The sequence below is a fragment of the Pseudoalteromonas mucoides genome (assembly GCF_049257175.1).
Lineage (GTDB): Bacteria > Pseudomonadota > Gammaproteobacteria > Enterobacterales > Alteromonadaceae > Pseudoalteromonas.
Genome location: NZ_JBMMUC010000002.1, coordinates 338,725 through 365,122, shown reverse-complemented (window position 1 = coordinate 365,122; position 26,398 = coordinate 338,725). Strand labels below are relative to the sequence as shown.

Annotated in this window: 24 protein-coding genes; 13 read left to right on the top strand and 11 right to left on the bottom strand. The window is 40.4% G+C overall.

Annotated elements, in window-relative coordinates:
- Nucleotides 1-56: 56 nt before the first annotated feature.
- The gene (locus tag AAEU30_RS03130) at nt 57-2,216 is read right to left on the bottom strand and encodes an exonuclease domain-containing protein (RefSeq protein WP_421959266.1); all 2,160 of its coding nucleotides are present in this window, start codon (nt 2,214-2,216) and stop codon (nt 57-59) included.
- 181 nt (nt 2,217-2,397) lie between these two features.
- On the opposite strand from AAEU30_RS03130, the gene AAEU30_RS03125 reads away from it, so the two are divergent.
- Together AAEU30_RS03125 and AAEU30_RS03120 are read left to right on the top strand one after the other, a co-directional pair.
- A complete protein-coding gene (locus tag AAEU30_RS03125) occupies nt 2,398-3,378 on the top strand; it encodes an LLM class oxidoreductase (RefSeq protein ID WP_421959265.1) in 981 nt (326 codons plus the stop codon).
- Nucleotides 3,371-4,183: an SDR family NAD(P)-dependent oxidoreductase gene (locus AAEU30_RS03120; protein ID WP_421959264.1), complete on the top strand. Its 813-nt coding sequence runs from the start codon at nt 3,371-3,373 to the stop codon at nt 4,181-4,183. The genes AAEU30_RS03125 and AAEU30_RS03120 overlap by 8 nt, the downstream gene beginning before the upstream one ends.
- A 2-nt stretch (nt 4,184-4,185) precedes the next feature.
- On the opposite strand, the gene AAEU30_RS03115 is transcribed toward AAEU30_RS03120, so the two are convergent.
- Nucleotides 4,186-5,091, bottom strand: coding sequence for a LysR family transcriptional regulator (locus AAEU30_RS03115; RefSeq protein ID WP_421959263.1), 906 nt, complete (start codon nt 5,089-5,091; stop codon nt 4,186-4,188).
- A 100-nt stretch (nt 5,092-5,191) separates the two neighbouring features.
- On the opposite strand from AAEU30_RS03115, the gene AAEU30_RS03110 reads away from it, so the two are divergent.
- The 6 genes from AAEU30_RS03110 (at nt 5,192) to AAEU30_RS03085 (ending at nt 12,276) form a co-directional block, all read left to right on the top strand.
- Nucleotides 5,192-6,181, top strand: coding sequence for a zinc-dependent alcohol dehydrogenase family protein (locus AAEU30_RS03110; RefSeq protein ID WP_421959262.1), 990 nt, complete (start codon nt 5,192-5,194; stop codon nt 6,179-6,181).
- A gap of 298 nt (nt 6,182-6,479) precedes the next feature.
- The gene (gene betI / locus AAEU30_RS03105) at nt 6,480-7,070 is read left to right on the top strand and encodes a transcriptional regulator BetI (protein WP_421959261.1); all 591 of its coding nucleotides are present in this window, start codon (nt 6,480-6,482) and stop codon (nt 7,068-7,070) included.
- Nucleotide 7,071: 1 nt separating this feature from the next.
- Nucleotides 7,072-8,535 (top strand): betaine-aldehyde dehydrogenase, encoded by a 1,464-nt coding sequence (betB, locus tag AAEU30_RS03100; RefSeq protein ID WP_421959260.1) that lies wholly within the window; start codon nt 7,072-7,074, stop codon nt 8,533-8,535.
- Nucleotides 8,535-10,205 (top strand): choline dehydrogenase, encoded by a 1,671-nt coding sequence (betA, locus tag AAEU30_RS03095; protein ID WP_421959259.1) that lies wholly within the window; start codon nt 8,535-8,537, stop codon nt 10,203-10,205. The genes betB and betA overlap by 1 nt, the downstream gene beginning before the upstream one ends.
- Nucleotides 10,206-10,341: 136 nt before the next feature.
- Nucleotides 10,342-11,559, top strand: a complete 1,218-nt coding sequence (locus AAEU30_RS03090) for a BCCT family transporter (RefSeq protein WP_421959258.1) — start codon at nt 10,342-10,344, stop codon at nt 11,557-11,559.
- Between the two features lie 9 nt (nt 11,560-11,568).
- On the top strand, nt 11,569-12,276 hold the full coding sequence (locus AAEU30_RS03085) for a TorF family putative porin (protein WP_421959257.1): 708 nt from the start codon (nt 11,569-11,571) through the stop codon (nt 12,274-12,276).
- Between the two features lie 97 nt (nt 12,277-12,373).
- Here AAEU30_RS03085 and AAEU30_RS03080 read toward each other — a convergent pair whose 3' ends face one another.
- The 4 genes from AAEU30_RS03080 to AAEU30_RS03065 form a co-directional block, all read right to left on the bottom strand.
- Nucleotides 12,374-13,177 (bottom strand): substrate-binding periplasmic protein, encoded by an 804-nt coding sequence (locus tag AAEU30_RS03080; protein ID WP_421959256.1) that lies wholly within the window; start codon nt 13,175-13,177, stop codon nt 12,374-12,376.
- Nucleotides 13,178-13,383: 206 nt separating this feature from the next.
- Nucleotides 13,384-14,628 carry a hypothetical protein gene (locus AAEU30_RS03075; RefSeq protein WP_421959255.1) on the bottom strand — a complete coding sequence of 415 codons (1,245 nt, stop codon included), beginning with the start codon at nt 14,626-14,628 and terminating at the stop codon, nt 13,384-13,386.
- Complete coding sequence (locus tag AAEU30_RS03070; protein ID WP_421959254.1) at nt 14,625-15,461, bottom strand: ABC transporter ATP-binding protein; 837 nt, start codon at nt 15,459-15,461, stop codon at nt 14,625-14,627. The genes AAEU30_RS03075 and AAEU30_RS03070 overlap by 4 nt, the downstream gene beginning before the upstream one ends.
- Before the next feature lie 2 nt (nt 15,462-15,463).
- A complete protein-coding gene (locus tag AAEU30_RS03065) occupies nt 15,464-15,838 on the bottom strand; it encodes a GntR family transcriptional regulator (RefSeq protein ID WP_421959253.1) in 375 nt (124 codons plus the stop codon).
- 94 nt (nt 15,839-15,932) lie between these two features.
- Between AAEU30_RS03065 and AAEU30_RS03060 the strand changes: the two genes are divergently transcribed.
- From AAEU30_RS03060 to AAEU30_RS03050, 3 genes are read left to right on the top strand one after another with little or no spacing between them, the layout of a single operon-like run.
- Nucleotides 15,933-17,447: an alpha/beta fold hydrolase gene (locus AAEU30_RS03060; RefSeq protein ID WP_421959252.1), complete on the top strand. Its 1,515-nt coding sequence runs from the start codon at nt 15,933-15,935 to the stop codon at nt 17,445-17,447.
- Nucleotides 17,448-17,450: 3 nt separating this feature from the next.
- Nucleotides 17,451-18,185 (top strand): ABC transporter ATP-binding protein, encoded by a 735-nt coding sequence (locus AAEU30_RS03055; RefSeq protein ID WP_421959251.1) that lies wholly within the window; start codon nt 17,451-17,453, stop codon nt 18,183-18,185.
- Nucleotides 18,182-19,327 (top strand): ABC transporter permease, encoded by a 1,146-nt coding sequence (locus AAEU30_RS03050; protein ID WP_421959250.1) that lies wholly within the window; start codon nt 18,182-18,184, stop codon nt 19,325-19,327. The genes AAEU30_RS03055 and AAEU30_RS03050 overlap by 4 nt, the downstream gene beginning before the upstream one ends.
- A 65-nt stretch (nt 19,328-19,392) precedes the next feature.
- Here AAEU30_RS03050 and AAEU30_RS03045 read toward each other — a convergent pair whose 3' ends face one another.
- From AAEU30_RS03045 to AAEU30_RS03035, 3 genes are all read right to left on the bottom strand, one after another.
- Entirely contained in the window at nt 19,393-21,756 is a 2,364-nt protein-coding gene (locus tag AAEU30_RS03045; protein ID WP_421959249.1) for a TonB-dependent receptor domain-containing protein, read from the bottom strand.
- Nucleotides 21,757-21,952: 196 nt separating this feature from the next.
- Nucleotides 21,953-22,582, bottom strand: a complete 630-nt coding sequence (locus AAEU30_RS03040; RefSeq protein WP_421959248.1) for an SDR family oxidoreductase — start codon at nt 22,580-22,582, stop codon at nt 21,953-21,955.
- 166 nt (nt 22,583-22,748) lie between these two features.
- Nucleotides 22,749-23,924, bottom strand: a complete 1,176-nt coding sequence (locus AAEU30_RS03035) for an MFS transporter (RefSeq protein WP_421959247.1) — start codon at nt 23,922-23,924, stop codon at nt 22,749-22,751.
- Nucleotides 23,925-24,029: 105 nt separating this feature from the next.
- Between AAEU30_RS03035 and AAEU30_RS03030 the strand changes: the two genes are divergently transcribed.
- Entirely contained in the window at nt 24,030-24,938 is a 909-nt protein-coding gene (locus AAEU30_RS03030; protein WP_421959246.1) for a LysR family transcriptional regulator, read from the top strand.
- Between the two features lie 166 nt (nt 24,939-25,104).
- A complete protein-coding gene (locus tag AAEU30_RS03025; protein WP_421959317.1) occupies nt 25,105-25,578 on the top strand; it encodes a VOC family protein in 474 nt (157 codons plus the stop codon).
- Between the two features lie 54 nt (nt 25,579-25,632).
- Here AAEU30_RS03025 and AAEU30_RS03020 read toward each other — a convergent pair whose 3' ends face one another.
- Complete coding sequence (locus AAEU30_RS03020) at nt 25,633-26,016, bottom strand: hypothetical protein (protein ID WP_421959245.1); 384 nt, start codon at nt 26,014-26,016, stop codon at nt 25,633-25,635.
- Complete coding sequence (locus tag AAEU30_RS03015) at nt 26,013-26,381, bottom strand: hypothetical protein (protein ID WP_421959244.1); 369 nt, start codon at nt 26,379-26,381, stop codon at nt 26,013-26,015. The genes AAEU30_RS03020 and AAEU30_RS03015 overlap by 4 nt, the downstream gene beginning before the upstream one ends.
- Between the last annotated feature and the right edge of the window lie 17 nt (nt 26,382-26,398).

Genomic DNA, 26,398 nt, shown 5'->3' with positions numbered 1-26,398 from the left:
TTAGGTTTAGAACACATCGCCATTATTTACAAATTTTCAACTACCACTATCGTTCTTTATTGATAATCGCTTTGTTGAATAAGTAAAAGCAACTCAGCGGTGGCGCTAGCATCAGCTAAAGCGCGGTGATGATTGGTCAGGGATAGCTCAAAATGCGCTGATAAGTTACCAAGCGAATACGACTTGAGACCTGGGAAAGCTTTGCGCGATTCAACTACAGTACATAGCTTTGGCATTTTAAAATTAATGCCAGCCATTTCACACTCTTTACGGATAAAACCGTAATCAAAATTGACATTGTGGGCGACAAAAATACTACCTTGTAATTTATTAACTAATGTATCGGCAATTTGGTTAAAGTTAGGCGCAGGCGCTACCATGGCATCGGTAATACCCGTTAGCGATACAATAAATTTAGGAATGCGCATTTGTGGATTAACCAGTGTTGACCATTTATCGATCACTTTGCCGTGCTGCATTTTAACAAGGCCAATTTCAGTTATCCTGTTGCCGCCTTTTAAACTACCTGTTGTTTCAATGTCGACTACGCTGTAAATACGGTTAGGATCATTAACCCAATTAACGGCTGCAATGAGAACATCGAACCCTGAGTTTTTAAGGTTGTCGATGGTGGTTAGCTGGTTACGCCTAAGTTTATCACCGGGTGCTTTTACTTCTTCAAAATAGACGGCGTCGTTCTTTAAAATCATTAAATCAGGGTAGCCGTCTTTAAGTTCTAAAAAGCGTAGGGTCATGTTTTTTAGGTGGCTTTTTAGTGCTGTAATAGGGCTATTTAAAATAAGTACTTCTAATGGTTTTAACAGCTCACTGTGCCAACGAAATAAGCCATTTGGTTGCTCAAAATAGCGCGCCGCGTTTTTGCACACATGCTTTAGTAAATCATCAGATGTTTGCCACTGTTTGAGTAATGTATCAATCTGCTGATGTTGTGTGTGATAAAAACTGTTAGTGCGTAATACGTGTGGAAATAAATCAAATTCGTTACACGGTGGGTGAGGAGTTTCTACGTAAAGTGCATGCCAAAATACCAGGCCAAATAGACTTTGCCAAAGCGTGTTTTCGGTGTTAAATGCTCTCAATCCTTGGTTTTCGTAATACTGTGCCACCCCTTGCTCTACATCGCCGCGATAAATCTCATCTATTTCAATTACACACTTTGTATCCGCAAGCATAGTACTTAAGCGAGAGCGGGTTTGTTTATTAAATTTGCGCATTAAGAAGTCATCGGCAAAATAGAGTAGATCGTCAGTCAGTGGATCTTCAATAATGGCTTCAAGCTCGGCTTTAACCCAATCTTTATTGCCTTGGCGATATTGCTCGCGTATTTGTATTTCTGTTGCTTCAGGGCTGTTTTCACAGGCACTTAAAATACTAAAACTCAGCGTTGAATCCACTTTTTTAAGTTGCTGATAAAGCTTCAGTAACAGCTTGTTTTTAAGGTTTATTGCCAGTGTGCCTTGTGCGTGTTGTGCAATAACCTCGTGAGCTAAACTTTGGTATTGCTCGTAAGTTGTTATATTTTTAAATGCCAAGCGAGAGCGGTTTAACGCATAGTTCGACTTTGCCTCATCTAAAGTATCAAATCGCGCTAAGCTTTGATTATGACTTTGTCTTGTTGCTCTTACGCCTAAATCACGCAGCACAAAACTATTTTGATGATTGATATCGCCACCACTTAACCGGCCAATGTATAAAAACTCAAAGTATTCATAAATATCAGCGCGGTTATTAATAATAAACTGGCTATATAAAGGGGCTAGATACTCAAGTTTGCTAGCAAAAAAGTCGCAAGCTTGGTTTACTAATATTGCTTTGGCAGCACTTTTTTTAATATTCACTGTCGCCGTAAACGGTGCTAATAACTCCAGCAATGCCGGCTTTGTTAAATGAGCGAGCACATGCTGGTAGTCGTTATGGTTAGGCTGTGTGATCAGGCCTGCTTGCTTTAACTGCGCAATTGCCTGTGTCGGGTTGGGTATTTCATCATAATTGAGCGTATGTATTGCCACTAACAAAGGCCTTCGTGAATAAATACGCGAGAGCATGCATTGGGCTTGCTCACTTAAGTTATTAACCTTTGCAATAAAATCAATATGATTTTTCTCTAACAAGTGGCTACATTGGGTGTTTATAAACGTGAGTAACTCATTAAAATGAGCTAGATAATATTTTGCTGGAAGCTCTTTTCGCACCATGTTTACCACTTATCAATAACTGTATAAAAAAACAGTATCCAGTATTTTTAAGTGAGTTTCAACACCGTTATTCATTATCAATATTAGCTATAAACTGATTCATTTATATTCACTATTATCAATTTAGTGTTAGGTAATTACACTGTTGCCTTATATTTTATGCGGATCAATGTAGGGCGTTATGGTTCAAAATTCACAACAATCGCAATTTCAAAGTTTGAATGCAGGCTATAACAATGTGTTTAAATTGAACTCTTTGAGTATCGGTTTAGTTGTGCCAATTGAAAGCTACCCATCGCAAAACAGCCCAACAATGGTGGATCATTTAGCACGAGTTCAACTTGCTGAAAAACTAGGTTTTGCTGCTGTATGGCTAAGAGATGTGCCTTTTAATGTACCGTCATTTGGTGACGCAGGGCAGTTATTCGATCCATTTACTTATTTAGGCTTTTTAGCTGCCCAAACAAGCACCATTGCGTTAGGGGTTGCGAGTATTGTGTTGCCGCTGCGCCATCCTGCACATGTTGCCAAGTCTGCGGCGAGCGTTGATGTGCTTTCCAAAGGACGTTTACTTATGGGGGTTGCATCTGGCGATCGACCACAAGAATACCCAGCAATGCAGTTAGGTTATGAAAATCGCGGCCATCGTTTTGCGCAGAGTGTTGAATATATTCGCCAAATGCAATCGTCAAACCCGGTGTTTAAAAATGACTATGGTCAGTTTAATGGGGAAATCGATATGTTACCAAAAGCGAAATCGGGTAAATTACCTTTACTCATTACAGGGCAGAGCCAACAAAGTGATGCTTGGATAGCTGAGCATGCAGATGGCCGTATGTTCTACCCACACAAAGTTGAATTACAGCAACAGCTAATTAATAACTGGCAACAACAGTTGGCAGTGATAGGGCGAGGGCCGCAGCCTGTCATGCAACCACTGTATTTTGATTTGGCAAACAATGGCGAAGCGCCTTCATCGCTGCATTTAGGGTTTAGAGCATCAATTGAATACCTTGTTAATTATTTAATGCAACTACAGCACGCCGGCGTTAATCACGTGGCGCTTAATTTACGCTTTAACCAAGGTGATATAACCCATACCCTGTACCAATTGGCAGAGCATGTTTTACCTCATTTTAATAGGAATAATCATTATGAATAAGACAATATTAATCACCGGAGCGACAGATGGAATTGGTTTTGCGAGTGCAAAAACACTCGTTTTACAAGGCCACACTGTTCTTTTACATGGTCGTAGCGAAGCTAAATTAGCCGCCGCTAAATCGCAGTTGTTGGCTCTTAAACCGACTGCGATCATAGATACATTTTTAGCTGATTTATCACTACTGAAAAATGTGGCAACCTTAGCTGAAAACATCATGGAAAAATATGAATCGTTAGATGTTTTAATCAATAATGCTGGCGTTTATGTTGTACCACAAACAGTCTCCGATGAAGCATTAGATATACGCTTTGTAGTCAATACTATTGCACCGTATTTGCTTACTAAACGCTTGCTACCTATTTTAACGACGAATAGTCGGGTCGTTAATTTATCTTCAGCGGCGCAAAGCTCATTGTTAGCACACGAGCTGACTCAGCCAAGTTCGCTATCTGATGGTGTTGTTTACGCTAAAAGTAAGTTAGCGTTAACTATGTGGTCACGAGACATGGAGCTTAGCTTAGAAGGTAAAGGGCCAATGATTGTTGCTGTAAATCCAAAGTCATTTTTGGGTAGTAAAATGGTAACTCAGGCTTATGGTGTAACAGGTTCTGATGTGCAAATTGGTGCTGATATATTAGTAAAAGCGGCTACTTCAGATGAGTTTTCCAGCGCGACAGGCTTATACTATGACAACGATATTGGTCAGTTTTCTCAGCCACACAGCGATGCATTAAAGCCTGAATTAACCGCTAAAATAATCGCCACATTAGATGACTTATTAACGACAAAAGGGCTTAGCTAATATTAGCTATTGGTTGAGGCTTCCCAGTACGGAGTTTGGCCATAATACTCGCTAAAGTAGTCGATAAATGCTCTTACTTTAGGTGCTAATAACCGTGCGCTTGGGTAAATGGCCCAAATAGCTGTGTTAGATATAAGCGGGTAATCTGCCAGTATCTGTACCAGCTCGCCGGTTTTTAGTTTTTCGTAAGCGCACCACGTTGACATTAAAGTAATACCAATCCCTTGTGCGCATGCATCTCTTACTGCTTCACCGTTATCGGCAAATAAAACCGTATTTGTTTTTATACTTTGTGGTTTTTTGTCAACGCTAAACAGCCAAGTATCTAAGCCATGTAAATTAACACATTTATGCTCGTTTAAATCGGCAGGGGTTTTAGGTTCAGAGTATTTACTTAAATAAACTGGTGAGGCGCAAATAATGCGCTTATCACTGGCTAACTTTTTCGCAATAAGGCTTGAGTCTGCCAGTGAGGCATCCCTGATAGCAATATCAAACCCTCCTTCAACCATATCAACAATACTGTCATTGAGCCGTAAATCGAGGGTTAATTCTGGGTAGTGCGTTAAAAAGTCATTTAAAGCGGGAATAATATGCATACGGCCAAACGAAGCCGGTGCCGTTACTCTTAGTTTGCCTTGTGGCGATAAGCTACCTGCACCAACAGAAGCACGCGCTAAAGCAATATTCGCTAAAACCTCTTCGGCATGGGGTAAGAATGCTTGGCCTTCTTCACTTAAAGACACTTTTCGGGTGGTGCGATGTACGAGTTTTACACCTAATGAGTCTTCTAATTTATTGATATAAGTACTGGATACGGCAGCAGATAAGCCAAGCTCTTTGCCCGCCATACTAATATTGTGAGTTTTTGCTAAGCGAACAAATAATGCGAGGTGATCTAGGTTCATTATCAATAAAATCTAAAAACTGATTGTTATAAAAACTATATTATCAAAGTTATCATAAGTAAATATACTTTTAGGCACTGACAATAAAGAGGTGTTCAAGATGAAAGCAATGATAATTAATGAATTTGGTAACAGTGATGTTTTTAGCGCAGCAGAAATTGCAAAACCCCAAGTAAAAGCGGGCCACGTTGTTATTAAAGTCGCCGCAACTAGTGTAAATACGGTTGATATGATGATCCGTGAAATGGGGGAAGCACTGGCACCTTTATCACCTGCGTTACCGGGTGTATTGGGGATGGATTTTGCGGGCACCATTACCGAAGTGGGTGAAGGCGTCAATGAGTTTGCCGTTGGCGATGAAGTGTATGGGTGTGCTGGTGGCTTAGCTGACTTACAGGGTGCGCTTGCGCAATACATGCTTGCTGATGAAAGATTAATTGCTCATAAACCTAAAACCCTCTCTATGCATCAAGCGGCAGCTATTCCATTAGTCGGTATTACGGCTTATGAAGGTCTTGTTCGTGCTGGTGTAAGTAAAGGCCAAAACGTTCTTGTTCATGGTGGTGCTGGCGGCGTTGGGCATATTGCTTTACAACTAGCTAAACACTTTGGGGCTGACGTATTTACGACGGTCGGCGATGATTCGCAATTCAAATTAATGGAAGAACTAGGCGCAACAGCTATTAATTATCGTACTGAACAAGTTGCAGATTATGTTGCCAAGTACACTCAAGGCAATGGTTTTGATGTGGTATTTGATTCTGTGGGAGGCGCTAATATTAGTAACTCATTTGAAGCAGCTGCTTTGAATGGTCAAATTGCTACCACAGTTGCCATGCTTGATTTAGATTTAACACCTGCTCACTTTAAAGGCCTGTCGTTACATGTTGTATTTATGTTGATCCCAATGCTGCATAACTTTAAGCGTCAGCAGCATGGTGAGATATTAGCTGAACTTGCAAAAATTGTTGATGCTGGTGAATTAATCCCGATAGTTGACCCTAATGAGTTCAGCCTTGAATTAGTAGGTAAAGCGCACGATCACCTCGGAAGTGGTAAAGCACTAGGTAAAGTTGTTATTGATGTGTAATGATTTATAGCTACACGTTTTAGGGGATAGACTGGTTCCTTAAGATAGCCCTTAATAGCGATGGTTTTATGTAAATTTAAAACCATCGTTTCTTTGATTATTTTGTTTTTTCACGCCAATTTGGCGATTAATTTAATATTTTTACAACTTTTTTCTATCCCCGTTTATAAAAGCTAATACAACCACTTAGCCTATATTTTGCAAGTCTGCGTTCAGCTATTCACAGTTTGTCAACCTTGAATGATCAGTTCTATTACTCTAACCTTTATTTTTATTGAACGTTCAATTAATAAAAATTATGCCTAAAGTTGGAATGGAACCTGTCCGTCGTCAGCAGCTAATTGACGCCACTATTGAGTCGGTTGCTGAGTTTGGTCTGCAGGGCACAACTATTAATAGCATTAGTAAAAAAGCAGGGTTGTCTTCGGGCATTATTAGCCACTATTTTGGTGGTAAACAAGGCTTGATAGAAGCCACTGTGCGCTATTTATTATCTAACTTAAAACGTGAGTTAATTAAACGTGTAACTACGACGACAACGCCTGAGCAAAGGTTGATGTTCATCGTTGAGGCAAACTTTGCGCGCTTACAATTGCAAAGCGATACGACAAAAACATGGTTAAGCTTTTGGGCGCAATCAATGCATGATGCGCAATTACACCGCTTACAAAATGTTAATAGTCGTCGCCTTTTTAGCAATTTAACAAGTTCATTTAAACAGTTAATGAGCGCACCTGATGCCAAACTTGCAGCGGAGCTATGCGCTGCCATGATTGATGGACTATGGTTAAGGGCAGTATTAAGTAAGTCTGACGAAGATCAATTTGAACATTGCGAGCAATTAGCCAAGGGCTATGTAAATTCACTTATCAAACAGTACGGAGCTTAATGTGACAACGCCTGTTTATCAAAATTTTATCAACGGTCATTTTTTAAAGAATCAAAGCGGCGAGACTTTCGCTGTTAAAAACCCTGCCACCGATGAAGTAATTTACCATGTAGAAGTCGCCGATGCGTTTGTACAAAATGCAGCCATTGAAAGTGCAAAACAAGGTTTTGCAACGTGGTCAGCAATGACGCCTATCGAGCGTAGCCGTATTTTATTAAAAGCCGTTGAATTACTACGCGCACGCAACGATGAATTAGCAAAAATTGAAGTGCTCGATACGGGCAAACCTTGGCAAGAAGCCGAGTGTGTTGATGTTCAAACGGGTGCTGATGTTATTGAGTACTTTGCAGGCCTTGCTCCTGCGCAAGTTGGCCAACAGCAAATGGTCGGTGAAGATTTTTACTACACGCGCAAAGAGCCTTTAGGAATTTGTGCAGGTATTGGCGCGTGGAACTACCCGTTGCAAATAGCGTGTTGGAAATCAGGCCCTGCACTTGCTGCAGGTAATGCACTTATTTTTAAACCCTCTGAAGAAACCCCCCTTGGCGCAATTAAACTGGCTGAAATCTTTTTTGAGGCGGGCGTACCTGCAGGCGTGTTTAACGTTGTACAAGGTGCGGCTGAGGTTGGCCAATGGTTAACACAAAGCGATGATATCGAGAAAGTATCGTTCACCGGTGAGGTAGGCACAGGTAAAAAAGTGGTCGCTAGTGCCGCAGGTTCGCTTAAAGATGTGACCATGGAGCTTGGTGGAAAATCGCCATTATTAGTATTTGATGATGCTGATATTTCCCAAGCGGTAAGCGCAGCTATGTTAGGCAACTTTTATACTCAGGGCGAAATTTGCACTAATTGCACACGTATTTATGTACACAAAAATGTGTACAAGCAATTTATTGATGAACTTAAAACGCGCACTGAGCAAAACATTATTGCCGGTGACCCAATGAACCCTGAGGTAAACTTAGGTGCGCTTATTTCAAAAAATCATCATGAATTAGTGATGGGTTACATTGATAAGGGCATTAGTGAGGGCGCAACGTTACTTACTGGTGGTGAAGCACTGAAACCTGACTCTGCACCAAATGGTTATTTTGTCGCGCCTACGGTCTTTACTGATTGCACCGACGACATGACGATTGTTAAAGAAGAGATTTTTGGCCCAGTGATGAGCGTGTTGGTGTTTGATGATGAAGATGACGCAATTCGCCGCGCTAACGATACCCATTTAGGCTTAGCAGCAGGTGTATTTACTAAAGATATTAAACGGGCACACCGTGTTATTCATCAGTTACAAGCCGGTATTTGTTGGATCAACAGTTATGGCAACTCGCCTGCAGAAATGCCTGTAGGGGGTTATAAGCAATCGGGGATTGGCCGTGAAAACGGTATTGAAACACTTGATCACTATACCCAAACTAAATCAATTTATGTTGGTATGACTGATATAGAGAGTCCATTTTAATGAGTGCACAAACTTATGATTACATCATAGTCGGTGCGGGCTCTGCAGGGTGCGTACTGGCGAATCGATTATCTGAAGATAGCAACAATCGCGTATTGCTATTAGAAACTGGCGGCAGTGATAAAAGCATTTTTATTAAGATGCCAACAGCGCTGTCTATCCCCATGAATACTGATAAGTACGCATGGCAGTTTCATACTCAAGCTGAACCATTTTTAGATAACCGTAAAATGCATTGTCCACGAGGGAAAGTATTAGGCGGGTCGTCGTCAATTAATGGCATGGTTTATGTGCGTGGTCATGCAAAAGATTTTGACGAATGGGAACAACATGGTGCCGAAAATTGGGATTACCAATCATGTTTACCGTATTTTCAAAAAGCCGAAACGTTTTATTTAGGTAAAAATGAATACCGTGGCGATAACGGCCCGCTTGGCGTTAATAACGGTAATGAAATGGCCAACCCATTGTATAAAGCCTTTATTAATGCCGGTCAGCAGGCCGGTTATGCCGCTACTGATGATTACAATGCAGGGCAGCAGGAAGGTTTTGGGCCAATGCACATGACTGTTAAAGACGGTGTAAGAAGCTCGGCAAGTCGTGAATATTTAGACCCTATAAAGTCACGTAGCAACTTAACCGTTGTAACTGGCGCTTTAGCTGAAAAAGTATTGCTTGAAGGTAAAAAAGCCACGGGTGTTGAGTACAGTATCCATAGTCAAACTAAGCAAGTATTTGCCGCCAAAGAAGTGGTATTAAGTGCCGGGCCTATCGGCTCACCGCATTTGCTGCAGCTTTCAGGAATTGGTGATAGCGAAACACTTGCAGCTGCAGGCGTTGAAGTAAAACACCACTTACCTGGTGTCGGTCAAAACCTGCAAGATCACTTGGAATTTTATTTTCAATACAAGTGTAAGCAACCAATTACCTTAAATGGAAAGTTAGGGCTTATTTCTAAAGGCCTTATAGGTGCCCGCTGGTTGTTAAACCGCAGTGGCCTTGGCGCTACAAATCACTTTGAATCTTGTGCGTTTATTCGCTCAAAACCGGGTGTTGAATGGCCTGATATTCAATATCACTTTTTGCCAGCGGCAATTCGTTATGACGGTAAAAGTGCGTTTGATGGTCATGGTTTCCAAGTGCATGTTGGTCACAACAAACCAAAAAGCCGTGGCGCGGTCACGATTCAATCGGCTGATCCTAAAGTTGCACCAAAAATTCAGTTTAATTATTTACAGCATCAAGATGATATTGAAGGGTTTAGGGCATGCGTGCGTTTAACCCGTGAAATTATTGAGCAAAGTGCGTTTGATGACTATCGCGATGATGAAATTCAGCCGGGCAAAGAGATTCAAACCGATGAGCAAATAGATGCATTTGTGCGCCAAGCAGTAGAAAGTGCTTATCACCCTTCATGTTCTTGCAAGATGGGTGAAGATGAGCTCGCAGTAGTTAACTCTAATACGCAAGTACATGGTATTGAAGGGCTACGCGTAGTGGATTCATCTATTTTCCCTACAGTGCCAAACGGTAATTTAAATGCGCCAACCATTATGGTGGCAGAAAAAGCGGCTGACTTAATTTTAGGTAAGCCACCACTTAGTAAATCGCATGCAGCGGTTGTCATGGAACCAAAATGGCAAACAAAGCAGCGTAGCTCGGAGATCTAATAATGTCACCTGAGACACGTGTTGTGTCTCGGGGCTTGCAGTGGCGCGCACCATAAGTTGTTTGTGGTGCGTTAATGCGAGGCTAAAACACACGGAGAAAAAATGACGTATTATCATTTATTTTGGGGAGGAAATTATGACCTTATGGCTTAGTGCTGGCATTATTTTTACCCTAATAGCAATTATCGCAATATTAGTAAAATGGGGAAATGTACAGTGTGTAGGCGTTACACCTGTTAGAACATTTACCTTTATCGCAATCTTATTTACATCAGGCTTAGACGTTGGCTTGATTATGTTTCCACTGACTGAGTTTGCAGGTTATGCAGACATAAAAGCAAGCCCAGAGTATGCGTTTGCCAATCCATTAGCTATCGAGTTTGGTTATTGGGGCTTTCTGATCTGGGGATTTTATTTCCTTACGTGCTTTTATTTCTGTGTAATAGAACCCAAAGTGAAGTTTTTCGAAATTCCATGGGTTAAATTAATCAATAATGTAGTAATTATTGGTACTTGTGCATTTACTGCTTTTTTATTGCTGTCTAACTTACCTTGGTATTTACCGGGTTTAGGTGACGGTGAATCTATTATTCCTTCGTTTTATCTGATTGTTTTTGCCGCGATTTGTTTTGCCGTGTATTCAAGTACTGATATTAAATACGTGCGCTTTTTAAGTATTTCAACTACTTGGCTGTTTATTGCTCTAATTGCTTTTATGTGGTTTGGCGCATTCATGGGGGAAAACGGACAGGTTTCTGACTTTACAAATAATATTGCCTTAATTGGAAATTATTTTGGCAACATCAATGAATTTGTACTGCCGCTTAATGATTATCATGAGTTTTACTTATTTTGGTGGTTTGCTTGGAGCATTATGATTGGCCAGTTTACCTCGCGTTTTGTGGGTGGATTAAAGACCTATCAAGTGCTTGGTGCGATGTTAATTTTCCCTTCAATCCCAATAGCGATTTGGTTTAGTGTGCTTTATCAATATCACGAAGCGGGTATATCGACTGCTGGAATTAAAAATATTGCCATGGTGTTTGTCGGAGTTGTATTTGTCATTAACTCACTAGATTCTCTTATTCGCCTATATACCGATAACTTGAATATGACCGTAAAGCGTTTAGGTAAATTTAATTATATTGCATTTAATGTTGTGGCTCTTTCGTTATTAACCCTGTTATTTAAATTAAACTTTTTACAAATACAATGGGTTGGGGCTCTGGTGATTGGCTTGTTTTTTGGTTGCGCCGCATTTATTGCCTATAGCAAGTTTAAAACAGTAAGCAATATTGACAGTTCACCTAAAGATAACAAGATTGACTACACCAAAATTGAATCAGTAAGCTAAGGAATTAACATGACAACACATAAATCACTACTTGCAGTTGCACTGCCATTTGCACTTTTTTCAGCTTCTGCATTAGCAGACTGGTCAACGACCATCACGGGCGTATCTGATTATACTTTTAATGGTGTGAGTCAAACTAACAATGACCCTGCAATTCAGGGCAGTTTAGATTACTCTTTTGGTGATTCAGGCATGTACGCAGGTACGTGGGCGTCAAACGTGGACTTTGGTGAAGACACCAACATTGAATGGGATGCTTATTTTGGCCGTTATGCGCAGCTAAATGATGCACTGAGCGTTGATTATGGTTTAGCGTATTACAGCTACCATGGTCAAAGCAACTCAAGCGGTTATAACTATTTTGAAGCTTACACTAAGTTTGGTTATGCCAGCGATTTAGGTCAAACCGAGCTTAACTTTTGGTACACCTGGGATTACTTTGGCACCGGTGCAGGGCATGTGATTTCTATGGTTGCACACACAGTGGAACTTGCACCTAACCATGCACTACGTGCGAGCTTTGATATCTCAAACTCACTCGATGGTGACAAATACCCATGGGATGGTAATGATAAATCTTACAATCACTATCGTTTAGCTTATCAAACAAACCTTGCTGGTTTTGATATTGAAGTAGCCGGTGAGAATACCAGTATAGATTCGGATACAGCGGATGAGCGAATTGTGTTATCTATTGGACGTACTTTTTCACTTTAAGCGTTTTAAATTATTTTGTTTAAGCAGCAAAGCGGCCATTTATTAATGGCCGTTTTTTTGTGCTAACTGCTAACTTTATTAATGAGAATAGTGACTATTACCTAGTATTACTTAAGGGTAGATAATCTCCTTGTTCTAACCCTTTAAAATAGGCTTGATAGCGTCCATCTTGCCTAAACTGGGCTAAGTTTGAGTTAAATATCTCCAAGAGCTTTTCACTTTGCGCTACATTTTTGGGAAAGAGCAAAAAGCTGGTGTTAATGAGTAAAGGTTTGGAATGATGAATAATACTTTTGATGAGTTCTGGGGCTTGGCTATTAAGAGTGTGGTAGCCCACGCTTATTTCCTCAGCGAATACATCGATGCGGCCAATCGCTAAGCGACGAAAATTTTGCTCAGTTGTCGCAACACGTGATAAGTCAAACACACCGTCTTCAATAGCTTGATCAAAAGCAGGGCCATAACTATAGCTGAGCCCACCACCGATAATGAGCCCTTGAAGGTCAGCTATGCTCTGCCAATCGAAATGGTTCTTTTGCTGATAAAAAAAGACAAATTTTTCGTTTAATACAGCATCACTGTAATGGTAAACGTTTTCTCTTTCTTTACTATGCATCCATATCGCAGTTGCAACATACTTGCCGTTATTTGTGTCGTGATATGCTCGCCCCCAAGGTAAAAAAGTAAAGTTAACTTGCATGCCTGCTTCGGCGAATATGTCGCGGATTAGGTGAGCAACAACACCCTGATGGGGTAATGATTCACTTAGAAATGGTGGCCACTCACCAGCACTTATATTGATGGTTTTTAAGTTTGAGTTCGCCGCTATTGGCACCGCAACTAATTTATTTGCAAAACAAAGTAATACGCAAAAGATGAATACTTTTTTTATTGTAAGCATACACAACCTCTTTGCTAAAACTTAAAAATACTTCATGGTGATTATTTGAACTAATTTGATAGTACCTTAGCAAATAATTAAAAGCGAGTTTAAGATGAGAACTTATAACGTTAATTAATACTTAGTACTTACAGTAAGCTGTTGTGATATCACATGGGTACTAAAGTCCACCCATGCGCTGGTTGCTTTTATCTAACCTCATTCGTTTATATATACCTGACTGTAGCTCTATTTAGTCCCGCCATGAATAAAGCATAAGCAGCTATTGAAACGAGTTTAACTACGCTGTCACCATGGTCAAACATATAGTTTGCTAAGCCCATGTTTAGTCCAAAAGATAAACATAAAAATAGGCTAAGTAGGTTTATATTTTTGCATACATTACTGATTGAAAAACTAAATAATATTCCACTAGCACAGGCTAAAGCATAGCCCAAGGTGTTGAATATCAATAACTCTTCATAAGGTACAGTTAGCGCCAATACAGTGATAAAAAATAAGCCAATGATCATAATTGATAACTTAAACACGCTGTGGCTAAGAGCTACTTTTGCACTATAACTGGAGCTATAAAGAGGCAGGGTAAATAATAGCTCCCACGAGTTTTGCTTTTGAATTTTACTCCATAAACTCAATGTCACTATGGTAAATAAGAGTAAAGTCAGTATAAATACAGCATGCTCAATAATATTAATAAATAAGTTTGCAGTGACAGCCACTGCGCAAAAAAGGGCGATGAGTATCAGGTACTGCGATAAGCTTGCACCAACAAAGTAGCTAAGCGGGAAGAGTTGTTTGTTTATTTCGTTACCGTAATTGGATAAAAAACCACTGGGTATTGGTGACCAGCCTGATTGAAGACCTTGGCGGTAATTAGTCAAAGATCTTAAGTGCCAACGATATGCATTGGCAAACGTTTTATGCGCCAAAACAATACCGATAAAGCAAAGAGTACTAATGGGTGCTAACCACAGTGGTAGTTGGTCGATCAATACACATATAAGTATGCTAATTAGAAAAGCAATGTAACAAATTGCAGTAAATCGATGACTATTAGAGCGATTTAAAAACCAAATAATGAGACCAAGTACGTTTGCTACACAAAATGTTGTTAGCAGGGCAACATTGCCTGCAATAGCGATACTTAATAAAGCAACCATGTTATTAAAGGCAAGAAAAGCTTTTCCTTGAAACATAACGTGTTTGCAATAATCAGGCACTAATGCCTGCCATTCAGTGGCTTGCATTTTAATACTTTGCCATGCAACTGCGCTGTACATACAGATAGTGGAGAACATGATCATTAATTCGTGAAGATCTTCTATCCCGATTGCTACTAAGCACAATAAAGTAGATATAAGCGCTGCAATAAAATAACTGGCGCAGCCAGCTTCTTTTAACCATAGGCTGGTTAAACCTTGATGCCAAGATCGGTTACTAGCAGTTATCATCCATGCAGCTCCACAAATAGCTGTTCAAGGGATAGCGTATTTATCGCGATGCTCCCAGTTATGTCTTGGCCCGTGTAGCCGTATATAATGGCGCTATTTGGTTGCTGGTTGAGTACTTGATAGGTGCTTAAATCAATCCCTGAGTCAGTAAAACTAACTTTTCTAACCGTATCACGAATTAAATCGAGTTCATCTATGAGCAATAATTCGCCATCTTTTATCAATGCAATATGACTGGCTACGCGCTCGATATCAGAGGTGATATGCGATGAGAATAAAATACCAGAGCCCGAATCTAGCGCTAAATCAAATAGGTCGCTCATAAAGTCGCGCCGAGCAATTGGATCTAAGCTTGCTACCGGCTCATCTAAAATGAGTAATTTGGGTCTATAAGCCATCGCCATAATAAGCGCGAGAGCTTGGCGTTGACCTATTGAAAGATCATTTACCGCATTGTCACTATTTAGTTCAAAACGAGCGAGCCACTTTGCTTCTAATTGCATATCCCAATTAGGGTAAAAACTACGATGCAATGCTAATGCATCTGCAATTTTAAAGCCTTCATAGCCAAATGTTTGTTGTGCGACATAGCCAATTTTTTCTTTGTTGGAGGCGCTTAATTGATGACTTAATTCACCGAGTATTTTTACTTCACCTTGGTCTGGCTCTATTAGACCCAGCGCGCTACGTAATAAGGTTGTTTTACCTGCGCCATTTTTACCTAGTAAACCAATCACCATGCCGGGTTCAAGGCTGAGGTTTATGTTGTTTAATACAAGGCGTTGGTTGTAATGTTTAGAGACATTTTTATAGCTAAGAAGTGGTTGTGTCATTGTTATAATTCCCACCGTTTTTTTATTAGTTCGGTTAAAGCTGGTTGCGGTACATCGAGCTGTTTTGCTTGTTGAATAAGTTGATCAATAGCTTTAAAAAGTAACGTTTCTTGCTGATCAGTTTGTTGGGCTGTTTTTTGGGCCACTCTAGTTGCTTGGCCACGGCGTCGCTCAAGCCAACCTTGATCGACTAATTGACCTATCGCTCTTGAGACCGTCATTGGGTTTACAGCAAAGTGATCGGCTATTTTTCGCACCGAAGGAAGTTCATCTCCTGCAGACAATTGCCCACCCACAATCAAGCGCACAACTTGCTCGTGCAATTGTTTGTAAATTGGATCGCCACTATTAGGGTTGACATTAATAAATTCTAGCATTACTCTTTCTCTACTGTATTAATACATTAATACACCGATACACTAAGTAATAAGTTATCACATTAAGTGTAAAATGCAAATAAGGGAAAGAGTGATGAAAAGTACATTTAAATATTGTAATAGGCTGATAAAATTAGCTATTTTACCTTTTTTAATCGTGAACTCAGCAATTTCACAGGGACAAGAAAACGACAATAATCCTGTAGAATTAACACCATGTTACATGGAAGGCCTATCAGATAGACTAATGTGCGGCAGTATCGCTCAGCCTTTATCAGATAATCCAGCCGATGGTGAAATTGATATTCACTTTGCTGTTATACCAGCAATAAAGCCAAGTAACCCCGGAGAGGCTGTGTTGGGTTTTGCTGGTGGACCTGGTCAAGGAGCGGTTGATTTAGCGCAAGTGTTTAATCGTAATTTACGTTTTGCCCGTGAAACACGTGACATTGTACTTGTGGATCAGCGTGGTACTGGCTATTCAAAGCAGCTGCAATGTGACAGCGATGATTTAAAAACACAGTTCGCATTTAATGATGCCATCACTGATTTACAAACCATGAGTAAGCAAGACACCGAGCAATGTAAAGCGAAGCTCAACGTTGATTTAAGCCACTTTACTACCTCCGCTGCGGCAAAAGACTTTGAAGCTGTACGTGTTGCTCTAGGCTATAAAGGCTTTCATTTATACGGCGTGTCATACGGTACGCGTATAGCGCAAGAATACACGCGTCAATTTCCTGCTTCTGTTATAACAAGCACCTTAGATGGTGTAGTGCCAATGCAACAAAGTTTTGCTGCAATCGGCGAGGCAATAGACGCCTCATTATTTGCTTTGTTCGAACGCTGCAAAAATGATGTTGCCTGTAATGAGCAGTTTCCACGCTTGGAAATACGTTTTAATGAGTTTTTGGCTAGACTTGAGCAACAACCTATTGAAGCGCAAGTCAGGCACCCTCGCAGCTATGAGCTGATCCCTTTTACTGTCACTAAAATGAAGTTTTACAGTGCGATTCGTTTAGCGCTTTATAGTCACACAACCCGTTCTATTGTGCCTTTAGTGATTACTAAAGCGGCTCAAGGTGATTTTTCGCCATTGGCAGGTTTAATGGCAAACGCAGATTTAACCCAATCGCTCGCAATGGGCATGCATAACGCCATTGTATGCTCAGAAGACTGGCCTCAATTAACCGAGCAAACTCGTGCTCGTTACAATGATACATACATGGGTAAAACCATGATCGAAGGTCTTGATATTGTGTGTCCAATTTTAGAGGTTAAGCCTGCAGATAAAGCATTTTATAAGCCATTACAAAGTGATAAACCAACTTTATTGTTATCCGGTGCGCGTGACCCTGCAACGCCACCAAGCTGGGCAGAACTTGCAATGGTTGATATGGCCGATGCGACACACCTTGTTGCCCCAACCGCCACACATGTGGTTGGTTCGCAAACATGTGCACCAAAGATTATCGCCCAGTTTATAGAGCAAAAATCGATGCAAGATATAGATACCAATTGCATAAGTGAAGAAAATGATAAGCAGTTTTTTATGAACATTAATGGGGTTGCAAACACGCATTCAACACCTGCAGCGAACAAGGAGTAAGTTATGATAAACGTATCGAATTTGACCAAAAAAATTGGCGATGTTAATGCATTAAACGGATTAAGTTTTAGCGCCGAAAATGGCAAAATCACTGGCTTGCTTGGGCCTAATGGTGCCGGTAAAACCACCTGTTTACGCACCGTTTTTGGCTTGTTAAAAGCAGACAGCGGATTTGCCGAAATTGACGGTATTGATGTTGCAAAGCAGCCTATGCAGGCAAAACAAAACTTAGGACTATTTCCTGACCCATGTGGTTTGTATGAGCGGCTTACACCGCGAGAATATATTAGCTTTTTTGCTCAACTGAGCGGCCTTAGTACTGCGCAAGCAAAGGAAGCTACTACGCAAGTAATTGATAAGTTGAGCATGAATGATATTGCAGATCGCCGTTGCCAAGGTTTTTCGCAAGGCCAACGAATGAAAACGGCATTAGCACAAGCCGTTGTTCATAACCCAACGAACGTTATTTTGGATGAGCCAACCCGTGGCCTCGATGTAATGAGTACACGTATTCTAAGAGAGCTGTTATTGCTACTTAAAGCGCAAGGACATTGTGTTTTGTTTTCATCCCATGTGATGCAAGAAGTAGCGGCTTTGTGTGACCACGTTGTCATTATGGCAAATGGGCAGGTAATTGCTCAGGGGTCTATTGAACAGCTGTGTGAACAAGCAGGTAAAGATACATTAGAAGAAGCATTTATTGCGTTAATCGGTAGCGATGAGGGGATTGCAGCATGATCAATTTATTAAAAGTACTCTTTAAAAAAGAAGTCATGGATGCAAGTCGTGATAAACGCTCCGTCATGGCAGGACTTTATTATGCGATTGGTGCGCCAATAGGTATGTGCTTGCTAATGGGTATTTTATTACAGCAATTAGCGTCTCCTGAAGCGCTTAAAATTACCATTGAAAATGCCAGTAATGCACCGGGTTTAGTCGCTCACTTAGCCAGTAGTGATATTAAAATGGCGGATGATAAAAACGATCCTCTACTTAAACCGATTACACTGTCTATTAGTGATGACTATAAGCAGAATCTTAGTGAGGGCCGTCCAGCGACAGTGACGCTTATCGCTGATAAGTCAGATGATAAACTGGGTAAACATATTAATCGCGTTGAAAAAGCGATGGCCGTTTATGGCTCAGAGATTGCCAGTTTACGCTTGGTATCTCGCGGTATTGACCCTAACTTAATGCGTGCACTTGCCATTGAAGTTAATGATCAAGCAACCCCTGATTCTAAAGGTGGGATGATCTTAGGGTTCGTAGTTCTCACTATTATTCTAACGTTATTTTATGCGGCAATGAGCTTAGCTATTGATACCAGTGCGGGCGAACGAGAGCGTAATTCTTTAAGTTTATTGTTAAGCCACCCGTTAAGTAGCTTGCATATAGTACTAGCCAAAGTGGGCGCAATAGCGGCGTTTTCAATGTTAGGTTTGATTGTTATTTTGGTTGTGTCTAAAGTGGTTTACCCTATGGTTGCATGGGAACAATTAGGGTTTAGCATAACGATTACACCAGAGTTTATGCTGTTTTGTATTGCGATATGTTTGCCGATTGCTTTGATGTCGTCCAGCTTGCAAGTGTTTGTCTCTTTTATGGCAAAATCCTTTAAAGAAGCACAATCATACGTCACCATGGTGTTATTTATTCCAATGGCATTAAGTATGATCACAACCTATGACATTGCGACGGATGTGGTGCAATGGCTGCCTATAGCCGCGCAGCAGTTTGCTCTGATGGAATTTATCAAAGGTAACCCTATTCCTGTTCCGCAGTTACTGCTATCAACACTAATTACACTGATATTATGTGCCGTATTTAGCTTTTTAAGTGCACGCATGTTGAAAAGTGAAAAGGTGGTATTTGGTTTATAAAAAGTAGTGATTAAAAAAGCGGCTAGTTGGCCGCTTTTTAGTATGTCGTTTTTTAATCGCTTTGCTTAGAAGTAAGCAGTTACGCCAATCCAGAAGTTACGACCTTTGTCTTTAACGTTATAGTCGTCAGTAAAGCTCACTTCATCACTGCCGGAAGCATACTCATATTGCCCGTCGCCATTTAAGTCGGTGTAGCTTGTGCTATACGAGGTAAAGTCTTCGTCTAACAAATTATTGATACGGGCATTAATTTGCACGTATTCATTAACGTAGAACTGTGCACCTAGGTTAAATAGGTTGTAGTTCTTATAGTAAAGCGCTTGGTCGTGCACGTTATCCCAACCACGATAGCGATCTGAGCGGTATACACCTTGCAAGTATACTTCCATAAAGTCGGTGGCTTCCCAGTTCAGGGTTATGTTAGCCATGTGCTCAGCGCTGTTTGTTAATGGCTGACCTTCTTCTGAGCCACTTTGTTGCTCGCTATCTGTCCAGGTGTAGTTACCACTTACTGAAACAGTCTCAGTAATTGTATATTGCCCAGCAATTTCAATACCTTGTAAATCAACTTCATCGATATTGATTTTTTGACTGTAGCTTTGGTATCCAAGTTGATCATATTGGCCTAAATTAACACAAGGGCGAACATCGTTGGTTTGCTCACAGCTAAAAATCGTATCACCACGGGCGATTTTGTCTTCAAACTTGGTGTTGTAATAGGTGATGTTAAAGTTATGCGCACCTTCTAATGAATTCCAATATAAAGCAATTTCAGAGTTCACACTGGTTTCAGGCTCAAGCTCTGGGTTACCTGCAAAAGGGCTAGTGCCTTGACCGCCGAAGCCTGTGATCCCATCGTATAAATCAGTTGTTTGTGGCGTTTTGTAACCCGTGCTGATACCACCTTTAACAGTCCACGTATTATTAACGTTATACACACCGTATAAACGAGGTGACACTTGGCTACCAAACACGTCATGATCATCAAAACGAGCACCCGCAGTTAGCGTGAAGTTATCGGTCATCATCCAGTTATCTTCAGCAAAAATAGAGTACATGTTTTGTTCTTGTACTTTACCTGCTTCATTACTTTCTAAACCAAACACGCCGTCTTTTAGTTCGCCATCTATTAATTGGCCACCAACCACAAAGTTGTGATCGCCTAATGCGCCGCTGTATGGGATATCAAAGCGAAGATCGTATGTATATTGGCTACTTTCTAGTGGGCGTACAGGGCGTGGCAAGAACGTTTCTTCAGCAAGGTCTTTGCGTGCTTGCTCATCCATATTGGCATATTCGCCTGTACCATCATACATTTCTTGTAACTGCAGGCGCTCAGCCACACTTAATGGTAACGTTCGGCCATTATTTTGTGTATCCACATAAGACACGGACGCTTTCATTGTTGCCCAACTAAGCTCGCCATCGTAGCTAAGTGACCACCATTGACGGTCAAATTTTTGGTCGGCTGCATAACCAGCACGTGGGTTTACTTGGCCGCCACGGCTTGCCCAGATAGATTCAATATTATCCTTTGTGCCGAGTGGGTATGTGATAGTTCCAGATTCAATATTGTAGCTGGGTGTATTGTCATACACTTGGCTTGAGTTATCATAATCAAAGCTTAAATGATGGTTTTCAAAAGGGGAGTAATTGATAGTAAAACCAAATTGCTCATTGGTGTTATCAACAGTACGACCACCACTACCAAAACCTAGAGAACGTATATGTACTCGGCCATTAGGATCTGTTGCAGGTTCAAAGGTTGGCGACGAAGCTTGTTGCTCATAAATACTGCCACGTACACCTAGACTTAATACATTTTCAATTAGTGGGCCTGATACATTGAAATCGGTTGTAATATCGTCACCGAAGCTATCATCTTGCTGTAATGAACGGCTAAATGAAACAGCACCACCCCAGCTAGCCATGTGCTTTTTAGTGATGATATTTATAACGCCACCTAGTGCATCTGCGCCATACAGGGTCGATGCAGGGCCACGAATAACTTCTACACGTTCAATTGCATCAACAGGGGGGACGTGATTAAAGGCGTTGCCGCCAAAGTTATTAGGGTAAATATCACCATGGTTATTTTGACGTTTGCCATCAATGAGCAATAAAGTGTATTCGCCTGTTAGGCCTCGCATGCTGACACTGCCTTGACCGGTTTTATCGCGAGTTGTACCTACATCAATACCTTCTAGGTATTGCACAGCATCTAATACAGATGTGAAAGCATGAGACTTAATGTCTTCATTAGTAATGATTGAAATACTTGCTGGTGCCTCAGTGACTTTTTGTTCAAAGCCGGTTGCTGTAACAACCATACGTTCCATGTTTTTTTCGGGGATTTTTTCATCAGCTACAGCAGAAAAGTTAGCAGCCACAGCAACAGCGATTATGCTTGGCTTTAATAGGTTTGACATTGATTTCATTCCTTTATTAATTGCAATAATTAGGTACAGCGGCGCACATAATACACGAAAAAGGAACGTAATCAATAATTGTTTTCATTTGTGTTGTTTCTGATGCTGATTTATAAACGTATTATAAAATACAAAAGTCAGGGAATGAGGTAGACAAGGAAAGTGTTAAAGCGGCCATAGTAGCCGCTCTAAAGGTTTACAGTGATGATATTACTTGATCGCCATCAAATAGCTCGAAAATAGCTTTCTCCCCAGGTGGCTTAGAGGCAATATGTGCAAGTGAGTTTGCAACATTTTCTCGACTAATTTTTGCATCCTCTTTGCTATTTGGACGTTGCGTGGTTACTTGCATTGATGCACTTTCATCAGTCAGTGTGCCAGGTCTGACGATAGTGTAATTCAAACCGCTTTGTTTTAAGTGTTCGTCAGCCATGTGCTTGGCTACCAAATAAGGTTTTAGTTCACTTTCAATAGCATCTGGATCATCTGCTCCAATCGAACTAACCATAAGAAAGTTTTTTATATCATGGTCTTTTGCATAGTTTGCCGCTTTAGTAGCGGCCCATAAATCGATTAAAATCGTTTTATCAGCACCGGTGCTCCCACCTGAACCAGCTGCAAAAATCACTTGGTCGCAGCCTGTAAAGGCTTGACTAAAATCGCCTTCAAGGTCTTGTTCAACGACACTAAGGTTAGAGTTCTCTATGTCGTTTAACTTACTTTTATCTCGAACAAGAGCAACTACATGCTGTTGTTGAGATAGTAATAATTTGGTGGTCATTTTACCTATTTGACCGCTTGCTCCAATTACCAAAGTTTTGCTCATAATTAACTCCTTCTGATTAAAATTTCTCTCTTATAGTAGACCTTGGGGAGAAAAATTCTTTTTAAAGCCTATTACATAAATTAATTTAGTTTTCTTGAAGTTTAGGATATTAGTAATCGCCAGCTTTTCAAGCTGGTGATTACTAGCAACATAAAACACAGAATGATTAGCTATTACTTCTATGTGGTGCAAGTTTGTTAAACAGTAAGGCTATTAGAATGAAAACAATGCTCAGCCCAGCAACACCTGGCCATGCATAATATTGATAAGCTTTTACACCAGCAATAGACCCCAAAGCACCGCCTAAATAATACCCTAGCATGTAAACACCATTTATTCGGCTTTGCGCTTGTGGGTCAATCGAAAATACCCTCACTTGGTTGGCTACTTGAGCACTAAATACCCCAAAGTCGATAAGGATTATTCCAATGACTAGCGCGATTAAACTCTTTGCATACACTCCAGTGATTATAAAACCAACTGCAATAATAAATAATGCAAATTTTATCAATGATTTAGAGCCTAACTTGTTCACCCATTTACCGGATGATTTTGCGCCTATGACGCCAGCTAAAGCAATAACACCGAAAAACCCAGCTTGTTGCGCATTATAATTAAATGGCGCATGACTAACATGAATTGCAAGCGTTGCCCAAAGTGCGTTAAAAGCAGCAAACCAACTGGCGCCTGCAAAGGTAAGTATTTGTAATGACTTGTGTTTTTTAAAAAGGACGAATGTGCTTTTAAGCAGCTGGGTATATTTTAAATTTGTATGGACTGTATTGTGAGGCAGTGCTTTATAAAGCAGTAAGCCAAATATAGTAGCTAATAAGGCAGACATCACAAATACAGCGCGCCAGCCGAAGTATTCAGCAATTGAGCCGCTAAGGGTTCTTGATAATAAAATACCTAAAGTAAGACCCATCATTAGGGTGCCTAGCGTTGCCCCTTTTTCTTTTGGTGTAACTAAAGATGCTGCAAATGGGATAAGCTGCTGGGTAATATTAGCGCTTAAACCTATAAAGAACACGCCTATGAGTAAGACTGTTAAGTTTGGTGCTGTCACGGCGAGTAGAGAAGATAAAACAAGTAAAATAGAGAGTATAGCAATAAGGCGTTTTCTTGGGACTGAGTCACCTAATGGCGATATAAATAATAACGCCGCGGCATAGCCAAATTGAGTTAATGCGATAACACTGCCGGTCTTTGTATTTGTTAAACCAAACTCTTGCGCTATTAATGGCAATATGGGTTGGCTGTAATATAAGTTAGCTGCTGTAGCCGCAATAGCGGCGGTCATCAAAAATAACAATAGTTTGCTGATAGTGGGCGTCGTAGTCATCTTGATCTTATCTTTAGTAAGTGTAGTACTAGGATAAAATGTATTCGATTATAATAAAAATGATGTTATTTTATAGAATCTATAACAAATTCGTATGGGTGATGTGTGGACCTAAAAATACTAAGAAGTTTTGTCAGTGTGGCAACTCATAAGAGCTTCTCTGCTGCTGCGCGTGAACTACATACAGTTCAGCCTGCAATTAGTCGCCATATCGGAATGCTTGAGGCTGATTTACACGTTACATTGTTTGTTCGAAACTCTCGGGAAGTAAATATAACAAGTGCTGGGGAACAGTTATTAAAAGATGCAAAACATATTTTGGCATTAACTGAGCGAGCTAAAAGCCAAGTAAAACAAGCACAAAATGGACAAGTTGGCACGTTAAGAATCGGCTATTTAAGCTCGGCATGCTTAAGTTTTATGGCAAGTTTAGTTAGAGAATACAAGCATCAATACCCAAATGTGCACGTGAGTTTATTTGAGATGACCGCTTCAGATCAAGTTTCAGCATTTAAGGATGATTTAATTGATATTGGGTTTTCTAGGCCGTTACCTCAAGAAGTCGTTGAGGGGTTTACAAGTCATGAAATTTATACAGATCGGCTGGTGGCTGTGGTGCCTAAGTATCATCCTCTTTGGCAAAATGAAGAAGCTCAGCTACAGCAATTAAGTAATGATAAATTCATTTTATTTAATAGAGAAGAAGCGGTTGGCTTATTCGATGATGTAATTAGTTTGTGTAAAAGCGCAGAGTTTTCGCCAAACATTGTCAGTCAACCATGGCACATGCAAACCTTATTAACAGAAGTTTCAGCAGGGCTTGGTATCGCAATAGCCCCATATTGTATTCGCAAGTTATTCCATGAAGGGTGTTACTTTTTACAGTTATCAGATATAGAAAAAGCCATTCCAACTCAGTTACAGTTTAAAAATACACAGCTAAGTGCAACGGTTGCTGAATTTGTAAGTATCACCTTAAAGAACAAGGCCGTGATCCAAAAGAACATGGAATAAAAGTGAAGATGCCTTTAGCCAAGAGGAAACCATCCAATTATTTTTTGCTGCGAGTTTATTTGGCTTTTGTTTTAGTTTATCTAAAGAGCTATTCATACAATTGAATAGCTGACTTTATTGTTTTTTTGACTATGCTAATAGAAAGTATTAATTCATGGAGACAATGATGGCCGTTTCAGCGATACCAAAAGGTTACCATGCCGTGACCCCTTATTTAATTATTGATGGGGCGGCAAAAGCAATTGATTTTTATTGTAAAGCGTTGGGGGCACAGTTGATTATGCAAATGCCTTTGCCTGATGGCGGTATTGCTCACGCGGAAATTAAAATTGGCGACTCTCACATTATGCTGTCAGATACGTGCCCAGAAGCACACTTTAAAAGCCCCCATGAATTAGGTGGCACACCGGTCAGTTTAATGTTGTATGTTGAAGATGTTGATACCGTTTTTAAACTCGCTATTAGTTTTGGTGCGACAGAAGTACGCCCGCTACATGATCAGTTTTACGGTGATAGAGCGGGCACTTTACAAGATCCATTCGGCCATGTTTGGACTATAGGCACCCATAAAGAAGATTTGACCGATGAGGAGGTAAACCAGCGGATGGTTGACCTTATGAGTAAAGAGCAAGATGCATAGCAACAATGTCCTATAAAAATTAGCAGTGCGGCTATAGTTTATCTTAAGTTTAAATTATTCTAGGTGTTTCTTGCTTCTCGGTGCACCGAATAAAATTGCCAAATGACAAATACAAACAGAGATAAAAGCGCTGAGTCCCAACGCTCCGCCATAGCTTTTAATTAATGGTACAAAGTAATAAAATAATAAAGAGAACATGATACTGGCTGAGCATAGTGTATAAATGCCAAAGCGCTTGGGAGCGCTCATTCCGATGAATGTACCACCAAAAAAGAGCGTACCATAGAGCTCAGAATTTAGTTCTGCGACAGAAAAAGCGAGGTAAGCAATAATTGATAAAATAGCAGATGCTCTGATAGCGCCAATTTTATCGTGCTTAGCCAAAAGAAAAGTTAAAAACGCGCCGAGTAGTGAAATTAATACCGTGATTAAGCTCATACAATGATGCCTTTTGCGAGAATAAAAAGCGCTACACTTACAAATGCAATACTGCCTAGTTTTCCGCCAAAACCAGTGAATAACTTAGTTGTCACGGCATATAAAATTGCGCCAATTAGTGATATTCCTGCTAATTCCCAATAGCTATTAATTAACCCTTCTGAGCACATACCTGCAAAACTGCCTGCATAGATTGCAGCGTAAGGGTGTTGCCCATAACTTTTAGGCATAGGAATAAAACTACCAATCAAGCCGACTAAACAAGAGGCAACCACTGCAGGGGTTTGAAATTGTGTATGTAATATAAAACATGCAGCACACCCACTAAAAAAGGCGATATATTTTAGAATAAAAAATTTCGTCATGCTGGGTAGAGTAAATG

Excerpts from the sequence above, each read along its gene's own strand:
- AAEU30_RS03035 (WP_421959247.1), bottom strand. The coding sequence starts at position 23,924 with ATGACTACGACGCCCACTATCAGCAAACTATTGTTATTTTTGATGACC.
- AAEU30_RS03125 (WP_421959265.1), top strand. The coding sequence starts at position 2,398 with ATGGTTCAAAATTCACAACAATCGCAATTTCAAAGTTTGAATGCAGGC.
- AAEU30_RS03015 (WP_421959244.1), bottom strand. The coding sequence starts at position 26,381 with ATGACGAAATTTTTTATTCTAAAATATATCGCCTTTTTTAGTGGGTGT.
- AAEU30_RS03020 (WP_421959245.1), bottom strand. The coding sequence starts at position 26,016 with ATGAGCTTAATCACGGTATTAATTTCACTACTCGGCGCGTTTTTAACT.
- AAEU30_RS03120 (WP_421959264.1), top strand. The coding sequence starts at position 3,371 with ATGAATAAGACAATATTAATCACCGGAGCGACAGATGGAATTGGTTTT.
- betA (WP_421959259.1), top strand. The coding sequence starts at position 8,535 with ATGAGTGCACAAACTTATGATTACATCATAGTCGGTGCGGGCTCTGCA.
- AAEU30_RS03115 (WP_421959263.1), bottom strand. The coding sequence starts at position 5,091 with ATGAACCTAGATCACCTCGCATTATTTGTTCGCTTAGCAAAAACTCAC.
- AAEU30_RS03050 (WP_421959250.1), top strand. The coding sequence starts at position 18,182 with ATGATCAATTTATTAAAAGTACTCTTTAAAAAAGAAGTCATGGATGCA.
- AAEU30_RS03025 (WP_421959317.1), top strand. The coding sequence starts at position 25,105 with ATGGCCGTTTCAGCGATACCAAAAGGTTACCATGCCGTGACCCCTTAT.
- AAEU30_RS03090 (WP_421959258.1), top strand. The coding sequence starts at position 10,342 with ATGACCTTATGGCTTAGTGCTGGCATTATTTTTACCCTAATAGCAATT.
- AAEU30_RS03130 (WP_421959266.1), bottom strand. The coding sequence starts at position 2,216 with ATGGTGCGAAAAGAGCTTCCAGCAAAATATTATCTAGCTCATTTTAAT.
- AAEU30_RS03080 (WP_421959256.1), bottom strand. The coding sequence starts at position 13,177 with ATGCTTACAATAAAAAAAGTATTCATCTTTTGCGTATTACTTTGTTTT.
- AAEU30_RS03060 (WP_421959252.1), top strand. The coding sequence starts at position 15,933 with ATGAAAAGTACATTTAAATATTGTAATAGGCTGATAAAATTAGCTATT.
- AAEU30_RS03045 (WP_421959249.1), bottom strand. The coding sequence starts at position 21,756 with ATGTCAAACCTATTAAAGCCAAGCATAATCGCTGTTGCTGTGGCTGCT.
- AAEU30_RS03110 (WP_421959262.1), top strand. The coding sequence starts at position 5,192 with ATGAAAGCAATGATAATTAATGAATTTGGTAACAGTGATGTTTTTAGC.
- betI (WP_421959261.1), top strand. The coding sequence starts at position 6,480 with ATGCCTAAAGTTGGAATGGAACCTGTCCGTCGTCAGCAGCTAATTGAC.
- AAEU30_RS03040 (WP_421959248.1), bottom strand. The coding sequence starts at position 22,582 with ATGAGCAAAACTTTGGTAATTGGAGCAAGCGGTCAAATAGGTAAAATG.
- AAEU30_RS03075 (WP_421959255.1), bottom strand. The coding sequence starts at position 14,628 with ATGATAACTGCTAGTAACCGATCTTGGCATCAAGGTTTAACCAGCCTA.
- AAEU30_RS03070 (WP_421959254.1), bottom strand. The coding sequence starts at position 15,461 with ATGACACAACCACTTCTTAGCTATAAAAATGTCTCTAAACATTACAAC.
- AAEU30_RS03085 (WP_421959257.1), top strand. The coding sequence starts at position 11,569 with ATGACAACACATAAATCACTACTTGCAGTTGCACTGCCATTTGCACTT.
- AAEU30_RS03065 (WP_421959253.1), bottom strand. The coding sequence starts at position 15,838 with ATGCTAGAATTTATTAATGTCAACCCTAATAGTGGCGATCCAATTTAC.
- AAEU30_RS03055 (WP_421959251.1), top strand. The coding sequence starts at position 17,451 with ATGATAAACGTATCGAATTTGACCAAAAAAATTGGCGATGTTAATGCA.